Consider the following 16,184-nt stretch of genomic DNA (forward strand, 5'->3'; position numbering starts at 1 on the left):
CCCTTGACCGAATAAGCCGGTCTTTCTGCCAATATCAGCGCACAGTAAGCAAGCCTCTCCCATTAAGACATCTGAAGGCCTTGCTGTTAGTGACAACGACAGCAAGGTGCGGGCCTCTTGGCCGATAGTGGATTTACACCATGTTTTATTCGTGTCATGGTCGGAAAGCGGCCACTCGTATGGTTAAGGAAATTAACAACATTATTTGTAATAAGATTCTACCTATTGTTTACCAAGTAACTTATTTATAATAATGTTCTCCATTTTTGAACAGAATGATAGAGCAAAACTAGACCTTTCATTTTGACCAATTAAACCCTTGTGCTCTGTTTGACAAAACAGTGAATGTATCCTGAATCTCCTCTTCCTCGTGTTCAATTATTCGTTTCGCTGTTGGGAACTGTACCAAAAAAATGGCTAAATCAAAATTATCAGAAATAATTACGGATTCCTCTGCTTCCATTTCTGAATGCCAAATACCTTGCGAGACTCGATAACTTTGATTTACTCGTTTTGTGTCAATATAATTTAATCGGTCAAGCGCAGATTGTGGCACTGGCGTACCTGGTTGCAAATACGCCCCCCTTTTTCTTGCAAGCTTACTGGGATAAGACCAACAAATAAAATCATCACGAGCTACTACCAATAAAGCGGCTTTTTCCGTGAATTCAAGCCACTTTAGTGCAGTAGCGGTAAATGAGGTTCCATAACGTTCAGCACAATGGCCTAACAAATCAAGAGTAACAGCCTGTCCTTGGATTTGTTCTTTAAAATCATTTATTGGCATCAATAAATAAGACGCAAACTTGTTCGCTTCCGATTCAAGTTGTTTCGATTCTGTACTTTCATAGTCCAGCATATCACCTTGACCGCACTGAAATTCTTCACGCAATTTTCGGTGCAAAAGATAATGTCCAAACTCATGTCCAAGGGTAAAGTTGATTCGCCCCGGAACAGGGACAGTATCATCATAAGAAATACACCAATCACCTTTTTTTCGTTTAGATAGCATTCCATCAATACCAGTAATTCCGTGCGCTTTAATTATTCCTACAGGTTCATCTGGAAATCTCGTTTTAGTAACTTCTGGAGCAATTTGTTTTACATCAACAGGGAAATTTTGACCGCACACCATCCAAAGTTTGGATAACTCAATTCCCCAAGCTGAAGGTGTTTTTGGATTACTCATCATCGTCAATTGCATTTAGAAATTTTTCAAGTTGCGCTCTCTTAGTTGCGTCAAGCTGAGTAACACGGCGAAAAAACACTTGGTTTACATCTGATTCTGTCAACGTCTGCTTTTCATCATCCAAAAGAAATTCTACGGTAACTCCGAACACATCAGCAATTCTAGAGATTTTTTCGGCTGATGGCCTTACAACTGGACGGTTCTCCAACTCCCAAATGTAACTTTTACTTGAACCGGTTTTTTCAGCAAGCTCATCAAGCGTGAGCTTTAAACGCTTACGTTCCGCACGTATTTTTTCACCCAATATCGTGGCCATAAGGGTAATTCCTCATAAAATAAGTTCAGAGTAGCAATATTTTTTGTACCTGGCAACAAAATACTGTATAGTGTTATACGAAATACCTATATACCGAACTTTTTACCGTAACCGCTCATTTTATTAAGGGCAATCAACATGACATTTGAAATTAAAGGGTTAAAAGAGCTTCAAAATAAGCTTAAGGCAATTGATGGTCAGCAAAGTGTTCCTCTTACGGAAATGCTTACACCGTCTTTCATGGCTTCCTGTTCAAGCTTCACTTCTGTAGAAGAGCTTTTTGAGGCAAGCGGGTTCGAAGTCAACAACGATGAAGCCTTTAAGGCTATTCCTGATATTGAGTGGGATCTATTTATCGGCAACAACACCAGTTACCTTAATTGGTCTGAAATGCTTAAAGCTGCTGGTACTAAATGGACTATAGACAAACTAGGGCTATCGTCTTAACTGATATTTAATAGGAAACGAAAATGACTAAAAAAAATCAACATGTTGTTCCACACGGCGATGATTGGGCAGTAAAAGGTGCAGGAAATAGCAAGGCAACATCGATACATTCGACTCAAGCCGAAGCTATTAATCGTGGCAAAGAAATTGCTCAAAATCAAAAGTCTGAGCTTTTAATTCATGGGCAAAACGGTCGCATCCGCGAAAAAAACTCTTACGGAAATGATCCATATCCTCCAAAAGGCTAATTGTTTAGCTTCTGATAGCAGACGATCTAATTAATTTCATTACGAAAAGGAAATACTATGGCACTTTACAAAAATGGAAATCTCCTTCAACACTCACAACACGCTAACTTTGACAAAACATACTCACCAGGTGCGTCAACACCAGACCCAGGAATTTACAAATGCGTAACTTGTGGTGATGAAATTGGCATCGCAAAAGGACATACGCTGCCACCTCAAAATCATCATCAACACAAACCAGGCCTTGGAAGTATAAAATGGCAACTAATAGTATGCTCTGTTAGTGCTGCTAATTAGATATTTTGTGTCGAACTATCTAATCGACAACCGTCCTGTTCGCTATTTTCTATGAAACTGCGTTCTATTTTTCTACTGCCATTTGCAACATGCAAGACCTTGATTTTATGATGTCGGCAGCATGTTGCAAATCTTACCCTTTGTGCAACATTTTTTGTTAACTTCTGTCGATGGCCGCCAATCAATGACTACTTACCCAACGTTTCATTGCTTGCCTAGCGAGTAGGAAATTCTTTAGGTTCATGTTGAACTCCCTTGACGATCTGAATAAACGCTTACGGGTACCTTTAAGCGGTACCATTTAAGCACTGTAGATACAAACGGCTGTGAATCCGGATACCGTTTGTTGTATTTCTCAACACTCGTAATAAGCCTGTCCTCCCCTATCTCATTCACTAGCCATAATAGGCTTCGAGCGTCCTTGTCATTCTCAACAAGAACGCCATAGGTATTGTCTGGAAGATCAAGGACAAGCATTGTCATCGCGTCCTTTCATCCCTTGGTTCCGCCCTACCCTGCTCAACCTCATTTGTTTTTACCGCCTTTTTACGCGCTTCAGTCGCCCGCAAATCATCAACAAGCTGCTGATGTTTAGTAACAACGGGCGGCATCTGCTTTACAAAATCAACGATCTGCAACGCCAATGCCTTATCTTCGGTATCACCCTTACTAAGCGTTCTGGCGATCTGCCCATAAACCTTTTCCACGCCCTTCCTTGCTGCGCTGAAATTGTCTTGAATTGGGTTGTTACGCCTTTTATCCGTTTTTACCTCTTGTTCGGCGGCTTGTTTTCGCGCCTTGGTAATTAGTGAAGGCGAATCACGTTTGCCTTGCTCAAATTCTAAGTCGATATTGTGTACAGCTTGTTTCTCGGCCTTCTTAATTACCCCTCGCGCCCGGCGTGGTGTTGCATTGGCCTCTATCCCTCTCTCTCTTAACTGTTCGGCGAACCGTACCCGCCACAACTGTAAATCGGCCTTCCTTGGATTCAAGCGAATACCATCATGGGCCACCGCTTTAACGATCAAGTGAACATGTGGATGTCTTTCATCCTCATGTGATGCAAAAACATATTGATGATTGCGAAATTGCGCGGCAGCAAATGCGCGGGCGGAATCCTTAACTGATTCTCTATCGGTACCTGGCGGCATAGACAGAATGATATTGAAGGCTTCTTTACGCTTTTGACCTTCTTCGGGTATGCCGATACGCCCCCTTGCCCACGCGTCACGGACATCCTTTACACCATCAAGGCCTTGATGTAGATCGCCGTTCTCATCTTCGATTTCTATCTCTCCATCTCGCGAAATGTATTCAATACTCGCCTCGATGTGCTTCATGTTCTTGCCGCCGCCGGTAATTTTTACCATAACCTCCGGCACTCGTTTAGTGGTCCGCGCGAGCTTTTCACGCGTCGCGGGCCCACTCGGTTTTTCGGGCTTTGAATCCGCGTTCTTGCCGCTCCGGATGTTTTTACCCTTACGCCCATTAACAGGCGAATAATCTACCCGTTCGCCCCAATCCTTAAAGATTCCGTCACTGTTTATAGTCATTCGACGTTCCACCTTTCAAGGCTTGCACGAATGGCAGAACTAACGACATCGATATGTTTGTCGATACGTGTTCGAAGCTGTTCTATCGTTTCCACGGTAACGGGTTCAAGCCGCCCTTCGTTTAATCGCTTGGCGACTTGGTTTAAGTTACGACCAATCGACAATAATTGATAATTTGATTCACCCAGCGCTTCAACTTCCTTCATGCCGAACTGCGGTTCATGCGTGAGGCCTGCACGAATGGCGTCAACTATCCATCTACGTTGAGAACAGCGTTCAAGGTTCGCCCGTTCTTGAACGGCCACCTTCTCAGACTTAGTTAGCAATATTTCAAATCTTACCTTGGGTTCGCCTTCTGGTGATTCCCTGGTTTGTCGATAGGGTTTAGGCGTCGGAAGTTTTTTTGCTTTTTCTAGCTGCTGCTCAATCGCTTCCTTCAAGGCTGCGCCTGGCTTCTTACCCAAAGACTCACAGTAGTCACTCCAAGGCTTCTTTAATGAACCAAGGTATACGTTCAAATATGGGTTCTCTTTCTCCATAACAAGCTTCCAATGGCAATAACAGTAAGTGTGGAGTGAAAAAAGCGCGAAGTACGCGCGTATTATACCGGCGTTTAGCCTATCCTGCAATAATCCACACCATTACAATAAGTTCGTCATGACGAACGAAATCAGCCAAAAAAACCGCCTTTAGGCGGTCGCCTCCAACGGTTCCCTTTCACCCAGAAACCTTACACTCTCGCCGTATAAGTTTAGAACCGACAACAAGGCCAACTCTTTCAAATTGGCCGAAGGACAATTCAATTGCATCTGATGCCGGCAGCATAGATAAATAAAACTTATCACTGGCGGCTTCCATGTGCTCAATCGAAAACAAGGTACCATCATCAGACAAGAATCCAACCGACAAGGGAAATCGTACACCACGCATAGTAAAAGCCCGTGGTTCAGAATCAGCCCAAGTAAATAACATCCCATAGCCCACAAATTCACGGCCAGACAAACCCTTACTCCGTCGCTCAACGGTAGAGGCTACCGGTATAGACTCAATAGAAATGCCACCTGAGAAAAAAAGATCACAGGTACCAGAAACGGCCGTGTGTGCTCCCCCACACACACCAACGAACGGCAAAAGTAAAAAAACTATAGCCGTTAGTTGCCACCTTTTCATTTGTCAGTATCCGTGAGCAGATTTATCTTGCATTGGGCGGCGTCTACTTCAGCATCACCGCCGCCGTCTTCATATCGGATATGCAATAAACCCGGTGTAGATGGCCGCTTATTTAAAATCACCGCCGCGGAACGGCCGTCATACTCAACAAGCAATAACGGCTTGTTCATCCGTTGCGGATCGGAAATCGCTCTTCCTTTCGGCCAGCTAGTAAGCTCCCCATGATCGTTGCCGCCCTGGTCGTCGTCATTATCGGTTTCGACCTTTTTGGACTTTCCCGGCTTAGCGTCGCCGTCGCCTTTGATAATTAAGCCACCCGGCTGTTCAGTGCCACCTGACGAAGAAAGTTCGTCATGACGAACTTTTTCGGCATTAACACCTGTCAAGACAACCCCTTCACTTTTTCCGCCTTCTTCACCGGACGGCTGACTAATAGGACTAACGAACTTTTTCTTACCACTTAATTCGGCGGCCAATTCAGAAACAGAACGTCGGGTAATATCCGCCCCGTCTGCACACCATTTATCGACCTGCTCAGGGTATTTATCGTGTAGTGTCCGTAAATCATAAAGCGTTCGGGCGGACATGCATTTACCAGCATTATAAATTTCTTCAACACAAGCGGGCGGATCGATTAACGCAAGATGCTCAGCAATGTACGATTTAGTTTTCGAAAGTTCTTTCGCAATAACAACCTGCTTTTCTCCCTTGTCTATCATCTTTTTCAAAAAAAGAGCAAGTTCCATAGGGGTCAAGTTTTCGCGCTGTATATTTTCAATTACCTGGTCGTAATCATCATGTAAAGCATCGACGAAAGCGGGAATAGTATCTTTCCCGGCAGCAACAGAACCACGATAACGGCGAGCACCATAGTTAAGAATCCATTTACCCGGTTGGTGTGGGTGAGGTCGGACAGACACAGGCGTCTTAACGCCTTTTTTCTTAATGCTCTCCGTCATTTGTTTCATGGATTCTTCGGAAAACTCGATACGCGGTTGATCGGGGTCTTCCTCAATATCCGCCAACGGAATATCTAAGGGTTTACCAGTATGTGCCACATGTTGGGGCTTCACCTCTGGTTTGTCTTCTAATGCAGATAGATCAAGGGCCATTATATAACTCCCATAGTAGTTGCGATTTGTTCGAAAACCGGCCTGATTTGCGCCCAGGCATCACGGCCAGAAGTTTTCCCAAGCTTCCAAATTGGCAAGCCAACGGCTTGCGATTCAGGTATAGCGGTTGATTTCTTGATTGCCGCGAAACCTGTCGCCATTGGAATTAGCAGCTTCGCGAAGTGGGTAGATAAATCGCGAAAGTTATCCCGTTGGAAAGGTGTTGGTTCAACAAGATTCGGTAAAATACCAATTAGCTGAAGGGTAGGGTTCAAGGTGGCCTGAATCTTCCGAATGCCTATATTGTCATGATTGAGAAGATCGCCGATACCGTCGATAGCTTCCTGATTCAACTGCAAAGGAGACAGAACATAGTTACTCACGACTAGCGCCGCAAGCTGGCGAATGTCTGGATTAGGATTTGTATCTATGATGCAAACGTCGAACTGTCCATCAACAGTTTTTAGAAACGATTGCAAGTTAGTGGCAAAGCCGTTGTGTTTGTCGGCTTGCTTTTCCATGCGAAGCAGTTCGGCGTTATCAGCCGAAATCAAGACAAATTCAGCGTTTTCTACTTCGCTGCCGTCGATCCTTGTTGATAATAGGCGGCTTGCCGTTAGTTGCGAAACAGCGGCGATTGCCCCGGTGCGAATTGCTTTCGACGTATTTCGTTGATGGTCAAGATCAATGACCAAAACACGTTTTTTCATAACGAGGTTAAAAAAATAGGCCAATTGAACAACAACGGCGGATTTGCCAACACCGCCTTTTTGATTTGCTAACACAAGCGTTTTCATGCTCAGTTCCCCTTTAAAAAATTTCGAATGGTGGTGGCCGATGCAGTGACATTATTTTCAGCAAGAAAAGTAATGATTTGCTCAACCGTGTAACCCTTTTCGTGTAGCGTCTGTATTTCAGGTTTAAACGACTCAAGTTCTATTTTCGGAAGTTTCGGTTTTTCACGATCCATAAACGACTGAAGGCGCACCTTGTCAGCTTTTTCAACAAACCGTGTTCGAATAACGTTAGCTTGTTGGGGTGACATATCATGTTTTGCAGCAGCTTCCGAAAGAGGAACGCCATCAATAATTAACGCTTTTGCGACGCCTAATGAACGATCAGACCAACGCCGCAATTGAAGCGAAACACGTTCAAATAGGTCGTTATCAATTTCTGGTGTAATAGACATGGCGAAATCTCTATTGAAATCCACCATTGGTATCAAAAAACGCGTGATCTATCCAATATTGGGATACTGGCGTAATGACGTTACTAGGCATATCTACTCTCCTTATTTTGAATTCACAGACGAGCTAAATCAGTGCGAAATGGGTGCAATGACCACAGATAAAGTATAACAGTAACAAAACATATATATAACTAAAAATAAAACAAAATATAAAACAATTAGCGGCCAAGATGATTCTTTATAATTTTGGATTATCCACAAAAAACCGTAGGCAAATATAGGAATAGCTATAGGAAGGTATAGGTTTATTTATATAGGGTAACGTCGTTGTAAAACCGCTGTAGCCCAATAGCCACGCGGGCTAGAAGGGTTTTAAGATTGACATCCGCAAGACAATTTCAGCGTAAGAGCAAGACAATTTCAGCGCACAAAAAACATAAAATCGTTATAAAACAACACATTAGAGCAAGACAATTTCAGCGTAAAAACAAGACAATTTCAGCGTGGATAACTTTAGCCGTCCACAGGGTAATCCACAGCCAAATAAGCAAGGAGCAAGACAAATTCAGCGTGGATTATGCAGCGGATTAATTAGAAGCAGGGGAGGGCTTTAATGCCGCTAACATTGCCGCGTTTTGGGTTTTAGTCGCCTCCAACTGGCCGCGTAATGTAGCGGCTTCTTCGCGGGCTTCAGCGGCGGCCATCCGGGCCTTGTCACATTCCGTTTCGGCTTTAGCCATCCGTTCGGCGCTCCGGTGTACTTCCTCTGCTGTACGTTTCCGTTGTTCGGCGTGTAGTTGGTCTGAGGCTTCGGCCTTGGTGCGCGTTTCCGTCAACTCAGTGCGCAATTGTTCGATAATAGCGTCGGATTTTGCTATTTGAGTAGTAAGCGATTCGCGTAGTTGCTCGATGGTTGAATCGGCTTTCTCAGTTTGGGAGGCTAATACCTCGCGCAATTGTTCAGTGCGTGCATCGGCTTTCTCGGCCTGTTTTGCGGCTTCTTCGGCTCGATCCTGGGCTTTATCGCGCTCGATCCGCAAGCGGTCGGCCTCTGTGTGAGCATGGTCTAGCTCGGTGCGAAGATCGGCGGCGCGATGCTCAATCTCATCGGCCTTTTGCTCGGCAAGGGTTGCTTTTTGCTCGGAAGAGAGTAGGGCGTGTTGCACGTCTTCAAGCTGTTGCGCGATAGCCTGGGCGGTCGTTTCGGCAACTTCTACAAGCCGTTCCAGTTCTGCAATCCGAAGGTGCGCAGTTTCAAGCTCAGCGGCTTGCTTCTCGTAGGCATCGGATTGTTCAACAGACAACTGAAGCAAGTCAGCCTTTTCTGATTCAAACGCCGCCCTGGCCGTGTCTAGTGATTCGTTAGCGAGTTGCTGGGCTGTTTCCCAAAGGCTTTGCCCCATATTCTGTAAAACACCATGTAGGTTAGCCGGTAACGGCTCGCGCACAGCCTGTACCTGTTTCCGCTGGTTCTGCCGCCATTCTTGCATTGCTTCAACCACGTTGTTCATGCCGGCACGACTACGTTGTCTGACGGCTTCGACATTTGGATATTCTCCGGTTTCACTGGTCGCATGAAGCTCGTCAGCCGCGTCAAAAATACGTTTTTTTACATCTGGATTTAAAGCCATTTTAAATACCCCTGAAAAATTTGCTATTGCGCCTTTCCGCCTTTTCCTGCTCCTGATCGCATGGGCCAACCATTCGCTGTAATTCAGCTAAAGATTCAGCAATTCTGATCGCGGTTATTAACAGTGATACGGTGATTGTATTCATAATTCACTCCGCACAGACATAATAAATAATAGTTGTAGTAATAATACTATTACTATTATTGTTACTACGCAAGATAAAAAGTGCATCAACCCTAATAAAACTGGTTACTTTTGTTCGAAAGATGCCGTAAGCCATCTTTCATAGCAAACAAACCGCTTTGTGCTCGGCCTTCAAAACGGCTTAGTTCAACCATCAACGCGTCATACTCCTTTGCTCGCGCAAGGCCTTGTCTAGCCGCCTCGATCCGTACCGGATCACAGCCAATATAATTGCGCCGCCTTGGCTCGCCTTGCTTAAGCGGGTATAGCAAATAGAAATATTTCGGGTGACCGTCGCTATCCTTCCGCCAGTATTCATAGGCATAAATTAACCCCAGCACTTCCAGTTCGGCCATGCGTGTTGTAACGACCGCCATTTCTGATGCTAACGCCTTGATCAACGGTTTAACCTCGTTGGCCAGCGCCATCAACTCGGTGATATGTTTGCTTTTCTGAGTCATAAGTTACGCTCCCGATAAGGCGTTGAACGCCGCCACCAGCAACACCGAGAAAGACACGGTGCCGAACATTGATGCTAAAAACAACAGCGCCAAAAACTGGACATAAACAGCCCCAGCACCGACCGCGAGAACACCCCGTAGAATGTACGTCGCTATTGCCACGATCAGATCATCAAGGTATTTCATGGATTACTCCTTTCAAGTGTTTGGGCTACTCTTTGGTGACAGATCCCACGGAACCAGGTTTGATTGATGTCACCAAATATAGATATGCCCTGATCTAGTTTTTATGCTCCGTCTCACACATTGCGTTGCAAGATGCTTGAGCCGGCTTTTGATTTTGTAGTTTGTGAACCATATCGGTGTCCTCCTTTAGTGCTGATAACATTGCTTCGCTGAGTGCCTTTCGCCGTAGTTGCACGTATCAAGGACCGGACGGATAAGGCGTATTGCAAGGGCGAAACCGGAAGCCGCAGCTAAGCGAGCGTAAGCGAGTCTGAACGGGTGAGGATTTCGGGCGTAGCCTTCCCTTGCAATGCGTCCCGGCTGGTCTACCGTATGTGCAGGCGAAAGGTTCACAGCGAAATAAGCAACTCATCAACGTAAGGAGGGCATGGATGTGGAAACGATTAATTCAGCGGGTAATGTGAGGTACGAACGACGTACAAAACAGGGCGGTGCTGCGCCTTGCGTCTTTTTAAGGATAAGCTCCAGCGGCTAAGGGGTGTTGTGCCTGGTAAGGTGCAACGTCCCTTATTGAGCGCGGCAAGGCGGCCTGGTGGTTGTAAGCATGTGCTTATAAGTCCGAAGGACCGAGCGAATAGCGAGCCAAGAAGGGCGTCCGGTTTTCGCGATAGCGAAAATGCCCAAAGAAACAAAAAAAGGCCATTGATGAGGGCGACATATGCACAGATTTTCGCTTTTTCGGGGGCAGATTGGAGGCCCCCACGCGAAAATCTGTGCATATGTCTTGTTTTTTTTGATTTTAAAACCCCGGCGACCAAATTGGTGACAATAAACACCCGGTGCCGGCCGCGGTCGGTGACTGATCTGTCGCCATACTTAAGTGTAACGGCTTGCAATCGAAAACGCGCAAACCAGCAATCAGCGTATTTTTCAACCAGGATTAAATGCAAATGACCGGCGCTCAAACCGAGATTATTTGCAACTGAACCTGCAATCATTCGTGCCGACCTGCAATCATCCGCAGCAAACCAGGATTATTTGCAACTGACACCAGTTCCAGAAACTCAGCGTCAAGGAAACAATATGGACGTTGATTTGTTGACGAGATAGTTGGACTATCAAGGTCAGATTCGGCGTGGAGCGCATATTTGAAAGACAAACGTCCAGAAAATGGACGTATTCTGGACTAGTAATTTTTCGAAGTAAGTGTCAGCAGCGACTTGGCCGACCCATTCCTGCCGGTCGCATTTTTCCAAACCGGCCCGTCAGCCAAATCCAGTTCTGCGAACTGGAGAACTACAAAGCAGCCATCCAAAATAGCACCAGTTTATCCTGGGATAATGGGATGCTATCCTTAGATGACCAGATACCCGTACTACGAGTCGAATCCTAAAAACAACAATGCGAAATCGATCAATCTATAGAAACACTCCGCGCAACCAAATTAAGCTATCGGAGCGCATGGATGCATATTCAATAAAACGAGCAGATCTCGCAAAAAAATATTTCGTAAACGACCTTCCGGGGGCTTTTATCCCTGCGACTCGCCTTCAAAACATTCTCGAAAATATAGAACAAGGCCGTCCCCCGTCAGAAAGCTCTCAGTTGTACTTGCTACAAAATGGGCTTGTTGCTCTGCAGCAGTTTGTGCGTGGCGAAATGACGTATGAAGAATTCCGCAATATTGCCTCTGGAGAACAGGTTTTGCGAGGGTATTCACCCCAAACGGTAAGGAAGAAAGAAGATTCCAGAATTGAGGAGATCAAATCCACAGGCTCTATTCGTAAGACCGAATGTGAGCGCGAACATCAGCAGCGAGAAAGTAATCCTCAGAACAAATCTAAAATGCAAAACCAGCATTTTCGCAACCGGACAGATTTACGTAAGTTCGTGCCTGCTGAACAAAGCCGGATTGATCTCGCTAACAAATACTTCGTGAACGACTTTCCTGGGGCATTTATCCCGGCGACACGCCTTAACAATGTTCTCGAAAAATTAGACCAAGGCCGCCCACTTCCATTGGAAGCAGTAATGTACTTGCAGCAACAAGGGCTTGTTAATCTGAGCCGTCTTGCGCAGGGTGAAATCCCCTATGAAGCGTTCCGTAAGATTGCAGCTCAAGAGCAGGCCACTCGTGAACATGCGCTTAAAATTGAAAGACAGAAAGAAGAATCGGCACGGCTGCGAATGATTGAGGAAGCAAAGGCCCGAGAAGCTATTCGGCAAGCCGATTACGAGCGCGAACGGCAGAAGCGTGAGAGCGATCCAAAGTACATAGCTAAAATTAAAAATCAAAAACTTCGGCAGCGCTACGGCCTAGATCAGTTCATCGAAAAAGAGTTTTTTGCTCGTCTGATGGATATTCTGAATCGCTTCGATGCCGGCAATCGCCTCTCTGACGATGACATTTTGTGGCTTACCACCAAAGGCAAGGATTACTACACGGAAATCCTACAAACGGCCTTTCACGAGCGAGAAGCCGAGTTCTATATTGCCGAATACAAACGAACGAATGACTTATGGAACGCGGTTAATGCAAGTGGCCACTACCGAAAGTGCAAACAATCCAGAAATGCCCATGAATTGCTGAACTCGGTTCCTGCTAAACGCAAAATGGCGCCCAAACTGAATTCCGCTATTTGCACAACTCATGGCGGTGTGATGCGAGATTTGAGTCGCTTTGATGAAGCATTAAAACTTGGCAGTCAAGCACATGGTTTGACGCCAAAGGATTTCCGCCCCTGCACCTTACTGGGTGCCGTAAATATCGAGATGGGAAATTACAGTGCCGGGTCAGAATGGTATGAGAAGGCGGAAGAACGCGGAGCCAGTCAGCGCTCAATTGATCATGACCTTCGGGGCATCTTGCTGCGTGCCGACAATGACAAGCGAGAGAAACTAAAGGCATTTCTGCTGCGTGAAGATCCGGACCGGTATAAATGGGTCCGTAGTTTCAAGGCTTAAGATCATGTGCTCACGGGATCGTCTTGTCTTCAGATTCATCGCCGGAAAGCGGTCATTGAATTCCGATACCTGAAAGCGACCGTTCGTCACTGTGTCCAACCGACCCGTTGCCGCCGTTCAGCATCCAAAAACCCATCCGACCGTTCTTGCTGTATAACCAGTCACAAAGATAATTTTTTACACCAAATATTCATTCAAAAATTGGTTCGGTCAGCTAGCGGCGTAAAACTCATTCTTTCATGACAAGGCTCAAAAATCAGATAATCTTTCTAAGTCTCAAATCGTTTATTCATTTTCAAACCTCAAGAATCATGGACTTTAATCAAATTCGTTATTTTCTGGCCCTTTCCAACACTTTAAACTTTACCAAAGCGGCGGAGCAATGCTATGTCACTCAACCCGCGCTAACCCAGGCGATCAAGCGTTTGGAAGCGGAATTGGGCGGCGATTTGATTGCGCGTAATGGTCGCGAAACCGAACTGACGGAACTGGGAAAATCTTTAAGAAGTTATTTCGAGCAAATCGAACGTACTCAGCACATGGTCAGAAGGACGGCCAAGGCAGTGGTCAACGGAGAAACCTCAGAGCTCAATATTGGCGTGATGTGCACCATCGGACCGCACATGATCTGCGATTTATTGGATACATTTCAGATGAATCACCCCAAGGTCAAGCTTATACTGCACGATGTCGTTCACGAGAGTATTCCGGGTTTATTGCTCAGCGGCGCTATCGACGGCGCTTTCTACGCGCGCCACGGACCGGCTAATCCGAGACTGGAGCACGTCGAGCTGTTTAACGAGGAAATGGCAATTACCTTTCCGCAAGGCCATCCCTTTGCTCGGGAAAGCGAAGTCTCCGTGCGCAGTATCGCGGCCGAGCGGTATATCGAGCGATTACATTGCGAATTTGGTAAGGAATTTCGCGAATTGTTTTCGGTTCAAGGATTGAATCTCAACGTTGTATTTCAGTGCGAGCGCGAAGATTGGATTCAAAGTCTGATTCGCATCGGCATGGGCGTCGCGGTGATTCCTCGTTATTCGGTATTACAACCCGGCCTGGACTGCAAGCCGGTCACCGATCCCAAGTTAACACGCGTCGTCGAGTTTGTCGTACCCATGGATCAAACGCGGAAACCGGCATTGACCTACTTCATGAACGAGATTAATAGCCATCAATGGCCCAAGGCATAGATCCGCATATAAATTTCAACCTTCGCAAACCGCTTTTAATTCGGCGCATTTCAAACTATAAGCACGGCTTATCGTTCTTCAACAAATCCCTATTTCTCAAAACCATTTCTCCGCATTAGAGTGTTGCCGAAGTCAGGAAAATTAACCTTTTCCCTTTTCGGCAAGCGATCCTTGGAGGCGGGCGATGGCAGCGAATATCTCAAACGAACAAGTATTCATAATCCACTGTCTGACAAAACTGCAACGGGCGGTTACCCAATATTGAGCGACCGAACGACCGTTCGAAAACGAATTTTGGGATCATCATGCCGAAGGGATATATGTCGATGTCGTTAGCGGCGAACCGCTTTTCTCCTCATTCCACAAATACGATTCGGGTAGTGGTTGGCCGAGTTTTTTTCAGGCTCTAGAGACCAAAAACATTAAGGAAGTCACTGACCGAAGTCATAGCCTGATTCGCACCGAAGTACGGTCTACGCTGGGAAATTCGCATCTTGGTCATGTTTTTCCGGACGGACCGGAGCCTTCGGGGCTGCGCTATTGCATTAATTCGGCGGCGTTACGCTTCGTGCCGCGATCTGTACTTTCGGCTCAGGGTTATGGCGAATACGAACATTTTTTTGCAATAGAAAACCAATAAAAACAGTATTCGAGTCCCTGAAAGCCGCATTAAAACAACTTAGTCGATGTGAGAGGTTTGCAACCATGCTGAAAAAATCAATGGCTATCAAAAAGTTCTTCTGGATTGTATTTGCTTCGGTTCTATGCGCGATTGAGATGGCTTCTGCTGAAAACGCTAGTGACGTGCGGGCGATGAATATATCGAAGCTAACCCCATTACAGCGCGAGGTGACACAAAACGGGGCAACCGAAAAACCGTTTGAAAATGAATTTTGGGATAACAAAGCCGAAGGTATTTATGTGGATATCGTCAGCGGCGAGCCGCTTTTCGATTCATTACATAAATACGATTCGGGCACCGGTTGGCCAAGCTTTTTTCTGACATTAGCGCCAAAAAATATCACACAGAAAGAGGATCGAAGTTGGTTTGGCGTTAGCCGAGTCGAAGTACGTTCTGCGCAAGGTAATTCTCATCTCGGCCACGTATTTTCGGATGGTCCCAAGCCCACAGGGTTGCGTTATTGCATCAACTCTGCCGCCCTGCGCTTTGTACCAAGAGCGGAACTTGCTGCGCAAGGTTATGGCGAGTTTGAGACATTGTTTCAACAGCAATACGGTCACTAATTGATTTATTTCGGGTGTTCAAAAGCAAAAACAATTAGGCTGACACAGCTCAAACCATCACAACCAGGAGAAAAGAAGATGAAACAGCAAAACCGATTCGTAAAAAGCAGTTTAGTTATGGGTGTTGTCGCTTTGGCGTTGGGTTCGAACCCAGTCATGGCGGAAAAGTACTTCACGATCAAGGACGGAAAACTGGAACGGCCGACCGGATACCGGGAATGGGTATATGTTGGTACACCCTTGACGCCCAATGACATGAATAACGGCAAAGCGACGTTTCCCGAGTTTCACCACGTCTACGTCGACCCGGACAGTTGGGCTCACTACAAGAAAACCGGAACATTTCCCGAGGGTACTATCACCATCAAAGAAATGACTTCAGTCGGTTCGAAAACGGCCGTTAGCGGCAACGGTTATTTCAGCGGCGAATTTGCCGGTCTGGAGGCAACCATAAAAAGCAAAAAAAACTTCCCGAATGAACCGGGCAATTGGGCGTTTTTTTCATTCAGCACAGAAGATCACAAAACAATTAAAAAGACGGCAGAAGCCCTGCCAACAGCAGCGTGCAATGCATGCCATGCAGCTTCAGCAGCGGACGACTTCGTTTTTACTCAATACTATCCAATTTTGAAATTTGGAAAGGGTAAAGGCAAAGCCGCAACCGGCGGTTATCAGGATGTATTAGAACCAGCACCATACAAATAAAACAGGACTGAAGTTCGCTACTCGGAAAGTGTAATTGGGACAACCCAATTGCATTTTTCGGGCTGCGTCAGGGTGATCCGGATATGCCGGCCAAC

18 protein-coding genes and 1 pseudogene are annotated in these 16,184 nt (G+C 45.8%); 7 read left to right on the forward strand and 12 right to left on the reverse strand.

The window, feature by feature from the left end:
- Nucleotides 1-298: 298 nt before the first annotated feature.
- Nucleotides 299-1,192 carry an ImmA/IrrE family metallo-endopeptidase gene (locus tag A1332_RS03775; RefSeq protein ID WP_197491387.1) on the reverse strand — a complete coding sequence of 298 codons (894 nt, stop codon included), beginning with the start codon at nt 1,190-1,192 and terminating at the stop codon, nt 299-301.
- Nucleotides 1,182-1,505 carry a helix-turn-helix domain-containing protein gene (locus A1332_RS03780; RefSeq protein ID WP_064007235.1) on the reverse strand — a complete coding sequence of 108 codons (324 nt, stop codon included), beginning with the start codon at nt 1,503-1,505 and terminating at the stop codon, nt 1,182-1,184. The genes A1332_RS03775 and A1332_RS03780 overlap by 11 nt, the downstream gene beginning before the upstream one ends.
- A 138-nt stretch (nt 1,506-1,643) precedes the next feature.
- Here A1332_RS03780 and A1332_RS03785 point away from each other — a divergent pair, with 138 nt between their 5' ends.
- Together A1332_RS03785 and A1332_RS03790 are read left to right on the forward strand one after the other, a co-directional pair.
- Nucleotides 1,644-1,952 carry a hypothetical protein gene (locus A1332_RS03785; RefSeq protein ID WP_064007236.1) on the forward strand — a complete coding sequence of 103 codons (309 nt, stop codon included), beginning with the start codon at nt 1,644-1,646 and terminating at the stop codon, nt 1,950-1,952.
- Nucleotides 1,953-1,975: 23 nt separating this feature from the next.
- Nucleotides 1,976-2,200: a DUF2188 domain-containing protein gene (locus A1332_RS03790; protein WP_064007237.1), complete on the forward strand. Its 225-nt coding sequence runs from the start codon at nt 1,976-1,978 to the stop codon at nt 2,198-2,200.
- 776 nt (nt 2,201-2,976) lie between these two features.
- Here the strand turns inward: A1332_RS03790 and A1332_RS03800 are convergent.
- The 10 genes from A1332_RS03800 to A1332_RS03840 all read right to left on the reverse strand — a co-directional run bounded on the left by A1332_RS03800 (nt 2,977) and on the right by A1332_RS03840 (nt 9,982).
- Nucleotides 2,977-4,050: a relaxase/mobilization nuclease domain-containing protein gene (locus A1332_RS03800; RefSeq protein ID WP_064007239.1), complete on the reverse strand. Its 1,074-nt coding sequence runs from the start codon at nt 4,048-4,050 to the stop codon at nt 2,977-2,979.
- Complete coding sequence (locus tag A1332_RS03805) at nt 4,047-4,589, reverse strand: plasmid mobilization relaxosome protein MobC (protein WP_064007240.1); 543 nt, start codon at nt 4,587-4,589, stop codon at nt 4,047-4,049. The genes A1332_RS03800 and A1332_RS03805 overlap by 4 nt, the downstream gene beginning before the upstream one ends.
- Before the next feature lie 178 nt (nt 4,590-4,767).
- Nucleotides 4,768-5,220 carry a DUF192 domain-containing protein gene (locus tag A1332_RS03810; RefSeq protein ID WP_064007241.1) on the reverse strand — a complete coding sequence of 151 codons (453 nt, stop codon included), beginning with the start codon at nt 5,218-5,220 and terminating at the stop codon, nt 4,768-4,770.
- The gene (locus A1332_RS03815; RefSeq protein WP_064007242.1) at nt 5,217-6,332 is read right to left on the reverse strand and encodes a ParB/RepB/Spo0J family partition protein; all 1,116 of its coding nucleotides are present in this window, start codon (nt 6,330-6,332) and stop codon (nt 5,217-5,219) included. Before A1332_RS03815 ends, A1332_RS03810 begins: the two co-directional genes overlap by 4 nt.
- A complete protein-coding gene (locus A1332_RS03820) occupies nt 6,332-7,129 on the reverse strand; it encodes a ParA family protein (protein ID WP_064007243.1) in 798 nt (265 codons plus the stop codon). Before A1332_RS03820 ends, A1332_RS03815 begins: the two co-directional genes overlap by 1 nt.
- Nucleotides 7,130-7,131: 2 nt before the next feature.
- Complete coding sequence (locus A1332_RS03825; RefSeq protein ID WP_157203932.1) at nt 7,132-7,521, reverse strand: hypothetical protein; 390 nt, start codon at nt 7,519-7,521, stop codon at nt 7,132-7,134.
- 587 nt (nt 7,522-8,108) lie between these two features.
- The gene (locus A1332_RS03830; protein ID WP_064007244.1) at nt 8,109-9,152 is read right to left on the reverse strand and encodes a DNA-binding protein; all 1,044 of its coding nucleotides are present in this window, start codon (nt 9,150-9,152) and stop codon (nt 8,109-8,111) included.
- A 1-nt stretch (nt 9,153) separates the two neighbouring features.
- On the reverse strand, nt 9,154-9,297 hold the full coding sequence (locus A1332_RS25205; RefSeq protein WP_157203933.1) for a hypothetical protein: 144 nt from the start codon (nt 9,295-9,297) through the stop codon (nt 9,154-9,156).
- A gap of 91 nt (nt 9,298-9,388) precedes the next feature.
- Nucleotides 9,389-9,796 carry a hypothetical protein gene (locus tag A1332_RS03835; protein ID WP_064007245.1) on the reverse strand — a complete coding sequence of 136 codons (408 nt, stop codon included), beginning with the start codon at nt 9,794-9,796 and terminating at the stop codon, nt 9,389-9,391.
- Nucleotides 9,797-9,799: 3 nt separating this feature from the next.
- Entirely contained in the window at nt 9,800-9,982 is a 183-nt protein-coding gene (locus A1332_RS03840; protein WP_064007246.1) for a hypothetical protein, read from the reverse strand.
- 1,461 nt (nt 9,983-11,443) lie between these two features.
- Between A1332_RS03840 and A1332_RS03845 the strand changes: the two genes are divergently transcribed.
- The 5 genes and pseudogenes from A1332_RS03845 to A1332_RS03860 all read left to right on the forward strand — a co-directional run bounded on the left by A1332_RS03845 (nt 11,444) and on the right by A1332_RS03860 (nt 16,089).
- Nucleotides 11,444-12,946 (forward strand): hypothetical protein, encoded by a 1,503-nt coding sequence (locus A1332_RS03845; RefSeq protein ID WP_082879520.1) that lies wholly within the window; start codon nt 11,444-11,446, stop codon nt 12,944-12,946.
- Nucleotides 12,947-13,257: 311 nt separating this feature from the next.
- On the forward strand, nt 13,258-14,139 hold the full coding sequence (locus tag A1332_RS03850) for a LysR family transcriptional regulator (protein ID WP_026600368.1): 882 nt from the start codon (nt 13,258-13,260) through the stop codon (nt 14,137-14,139).
- 268 nt (nt 14,140-14,407) lie between these two features.
- Nucleotides 14,408-14,779, forward strand: a pseudogene (gene msrB, locus A1332_RS24630) (peptide-methionine (R)-S-oxide reductase MsrB); the annotation flags it as partial.
- A 173-nt stretch (nt 14,780-14,952) separates the two neighbouring features.
- Complete coding sequence (gene msrB / locus A1332_RS03855) at nt 14,953-15,384, forward strand: peptide-methionine (R)-S-oxide reductase MsrB (RefSeq protein WP_331280429.1); 432 nt, start codon at nt 14,953-14,955, stop codon at nt 15,382-15,384.
- A 78-nt stretch (nt 15,385-15,462) separates the two neighbouring features.
- Nucleotides 15,463-16,089, forward strand: coding sequence for a cytochrome P460 family protein (locus A1332_RS03860; RefSeq protein ID WP_026600370.1), 627 nt, complete (start codon nt 15,463-15,465; stop codon nt 16,087-16,089).
- Nucleotides 16,090-16,184: the final 95 nt, after the last annotated feature.

Origin of the sequence: Methylomonas methanica, assembly GCF_001644035.1 — a bacterium.
Classification (GTDB): domain Bacteria; phylum Pseudomonadota; class Gammaproteobacteria; order Methylococcales; family Methylomonadaceae; genus Methylomonas; species Methylomonas methanica_A.

What these genes read in the sequence shown, in the direction of transcription:
- A1332_RS03775 (WP_197491387.1), bottom strand. Translation starts at nt 1,192, where the DNA reads ATGATGAGTAATCCAAAAACACCTTCAGCTTGGGGAATTGAGTTATCC.
- A1332_RS03780 (WP_064007235.1), bottom strand. Translation starts at nt 1,505, where the DNA reads ATGGCCACGATATTGGGTGAAAAAATACGTGCGGAACGTAAGCGTTTA.
- A1332_RS03785 (WP_064007236.1), top strand. Translation starts at nt 1,644, where the DNA reads ATGACATTTGAAATTAAAGGGTTAAAAGAGCTTCAAAATAAGCTTAAG.
- A1332_RS03790 (WP_064007237.1), top strand. Translation starts at nt 1,976, where the DNA reads ATGACTAAAAAAAATCAACATGTTGTTCCACACGGCGATGATTGGGCA.
- A1332_RS03800 (WP_064007239.1), bottom strand. Translation starts at nt 4,050, where the DNA reads ATGACTATAAACAGTGACGGAATCTTTAAGGATTGGGGCGAACGGGTA.
- A1332_RS03805 (WP_064007240.1), bottom strand. Translation starts at nt 4,589, where the DNA reads ATGGAGAAAGAGAACCCATATTTGAACGTATACCTTGGTTCATTAAAG.
- A1332_RS03810 (WP_064007241.1), bottom strand. Translation starts at nt 5,220, where the DNA reads ATGAAAAGGTGGCAACTAACGGCTATAGTTTTTTTACTTTTGCCGTTC.
- A1332_RS03815 (WP_064007242.1), bottom strand. Translation starts at nt 6,332, where the DNA reads ATGGCCCTTGATCTATCTGCATTAGAAGACAAACCAGAGGTGAAGCCC.
- A1332_RS03820 (WP_064007243.1), bottom strand. Translation starts at nt 7,129, where the DNA reads ATGAAAACGCTTGTGTTAGCAAATCAAAAAGGCGGTGTTGGCAAATCC.
- A1332_RS03825 (WP_157203932.1), bottom strand. Translation starts at nt 7,521, where the DNA reads ATGTCTATTACACCAGAAATTGATAACGACCTATTTGAACGTGTTTCG.
- A1332_RS03830 (WP_064007244.1), bottom strand. Translation starts at nt 9,152, where the DNA reads ATGGCTTTAAATCCAGATGTAAAAAAACGTATTTTTGACGCGGCTGAC.
- A1332_RS25205 (WP_157203933.1), bottom strand. Translation starts at nt 9,297, where the DNA reads ATGAATACAATCACCGTATCACTGTTAATAACCGCGATCAGAATTGCT.
- A1332_RS03835 (WP_064007245.1), bottom strand. Translation starts at nt 9,796, where the DNA reads ATGACTCAGAAAAGCAAACATATCACCGAGTTGATGGCGCTGGCCAAC.
- A1332_RS03840 (WP_064007246.1), bottom strand. Translation starts at nt 9,982, where the DNA reads ATGAAATACCTTGATGATCTGATCGTGGCAATAGCGACGTACATTCTA.
- A1332_RS03845 (WP_082879520.1), top strand. Translation starts at nt 11,444, where the DNA reads ATGGATGCATATTCAATAAAACGAGCAGATCTCGCAAAAAAATATTTC.
- A1332_RS03850 (WP_026600368.1), top strand. Translation starts at nt 13,258, where the DNA reads ATGGACTTTAATCAAATTCGTTATTTTCTGGCCCTTTCCAACACTTTA.
- msrB (WP_331280429.1), top strand. Translation starts at nt 14,953, where the DNA reads ATGAATATATCGAAGCTAACCCCATTACAGCGCGAGGTGACACAAAAC.
- A1332_RS03860 (WP_026600370.1), top strand. Translation starts at nt 15,463, where the DNA reads ATGAAACAGCAAAACCGATTCGTAAAAAGCAGTTTAGTTATGGGTGTT.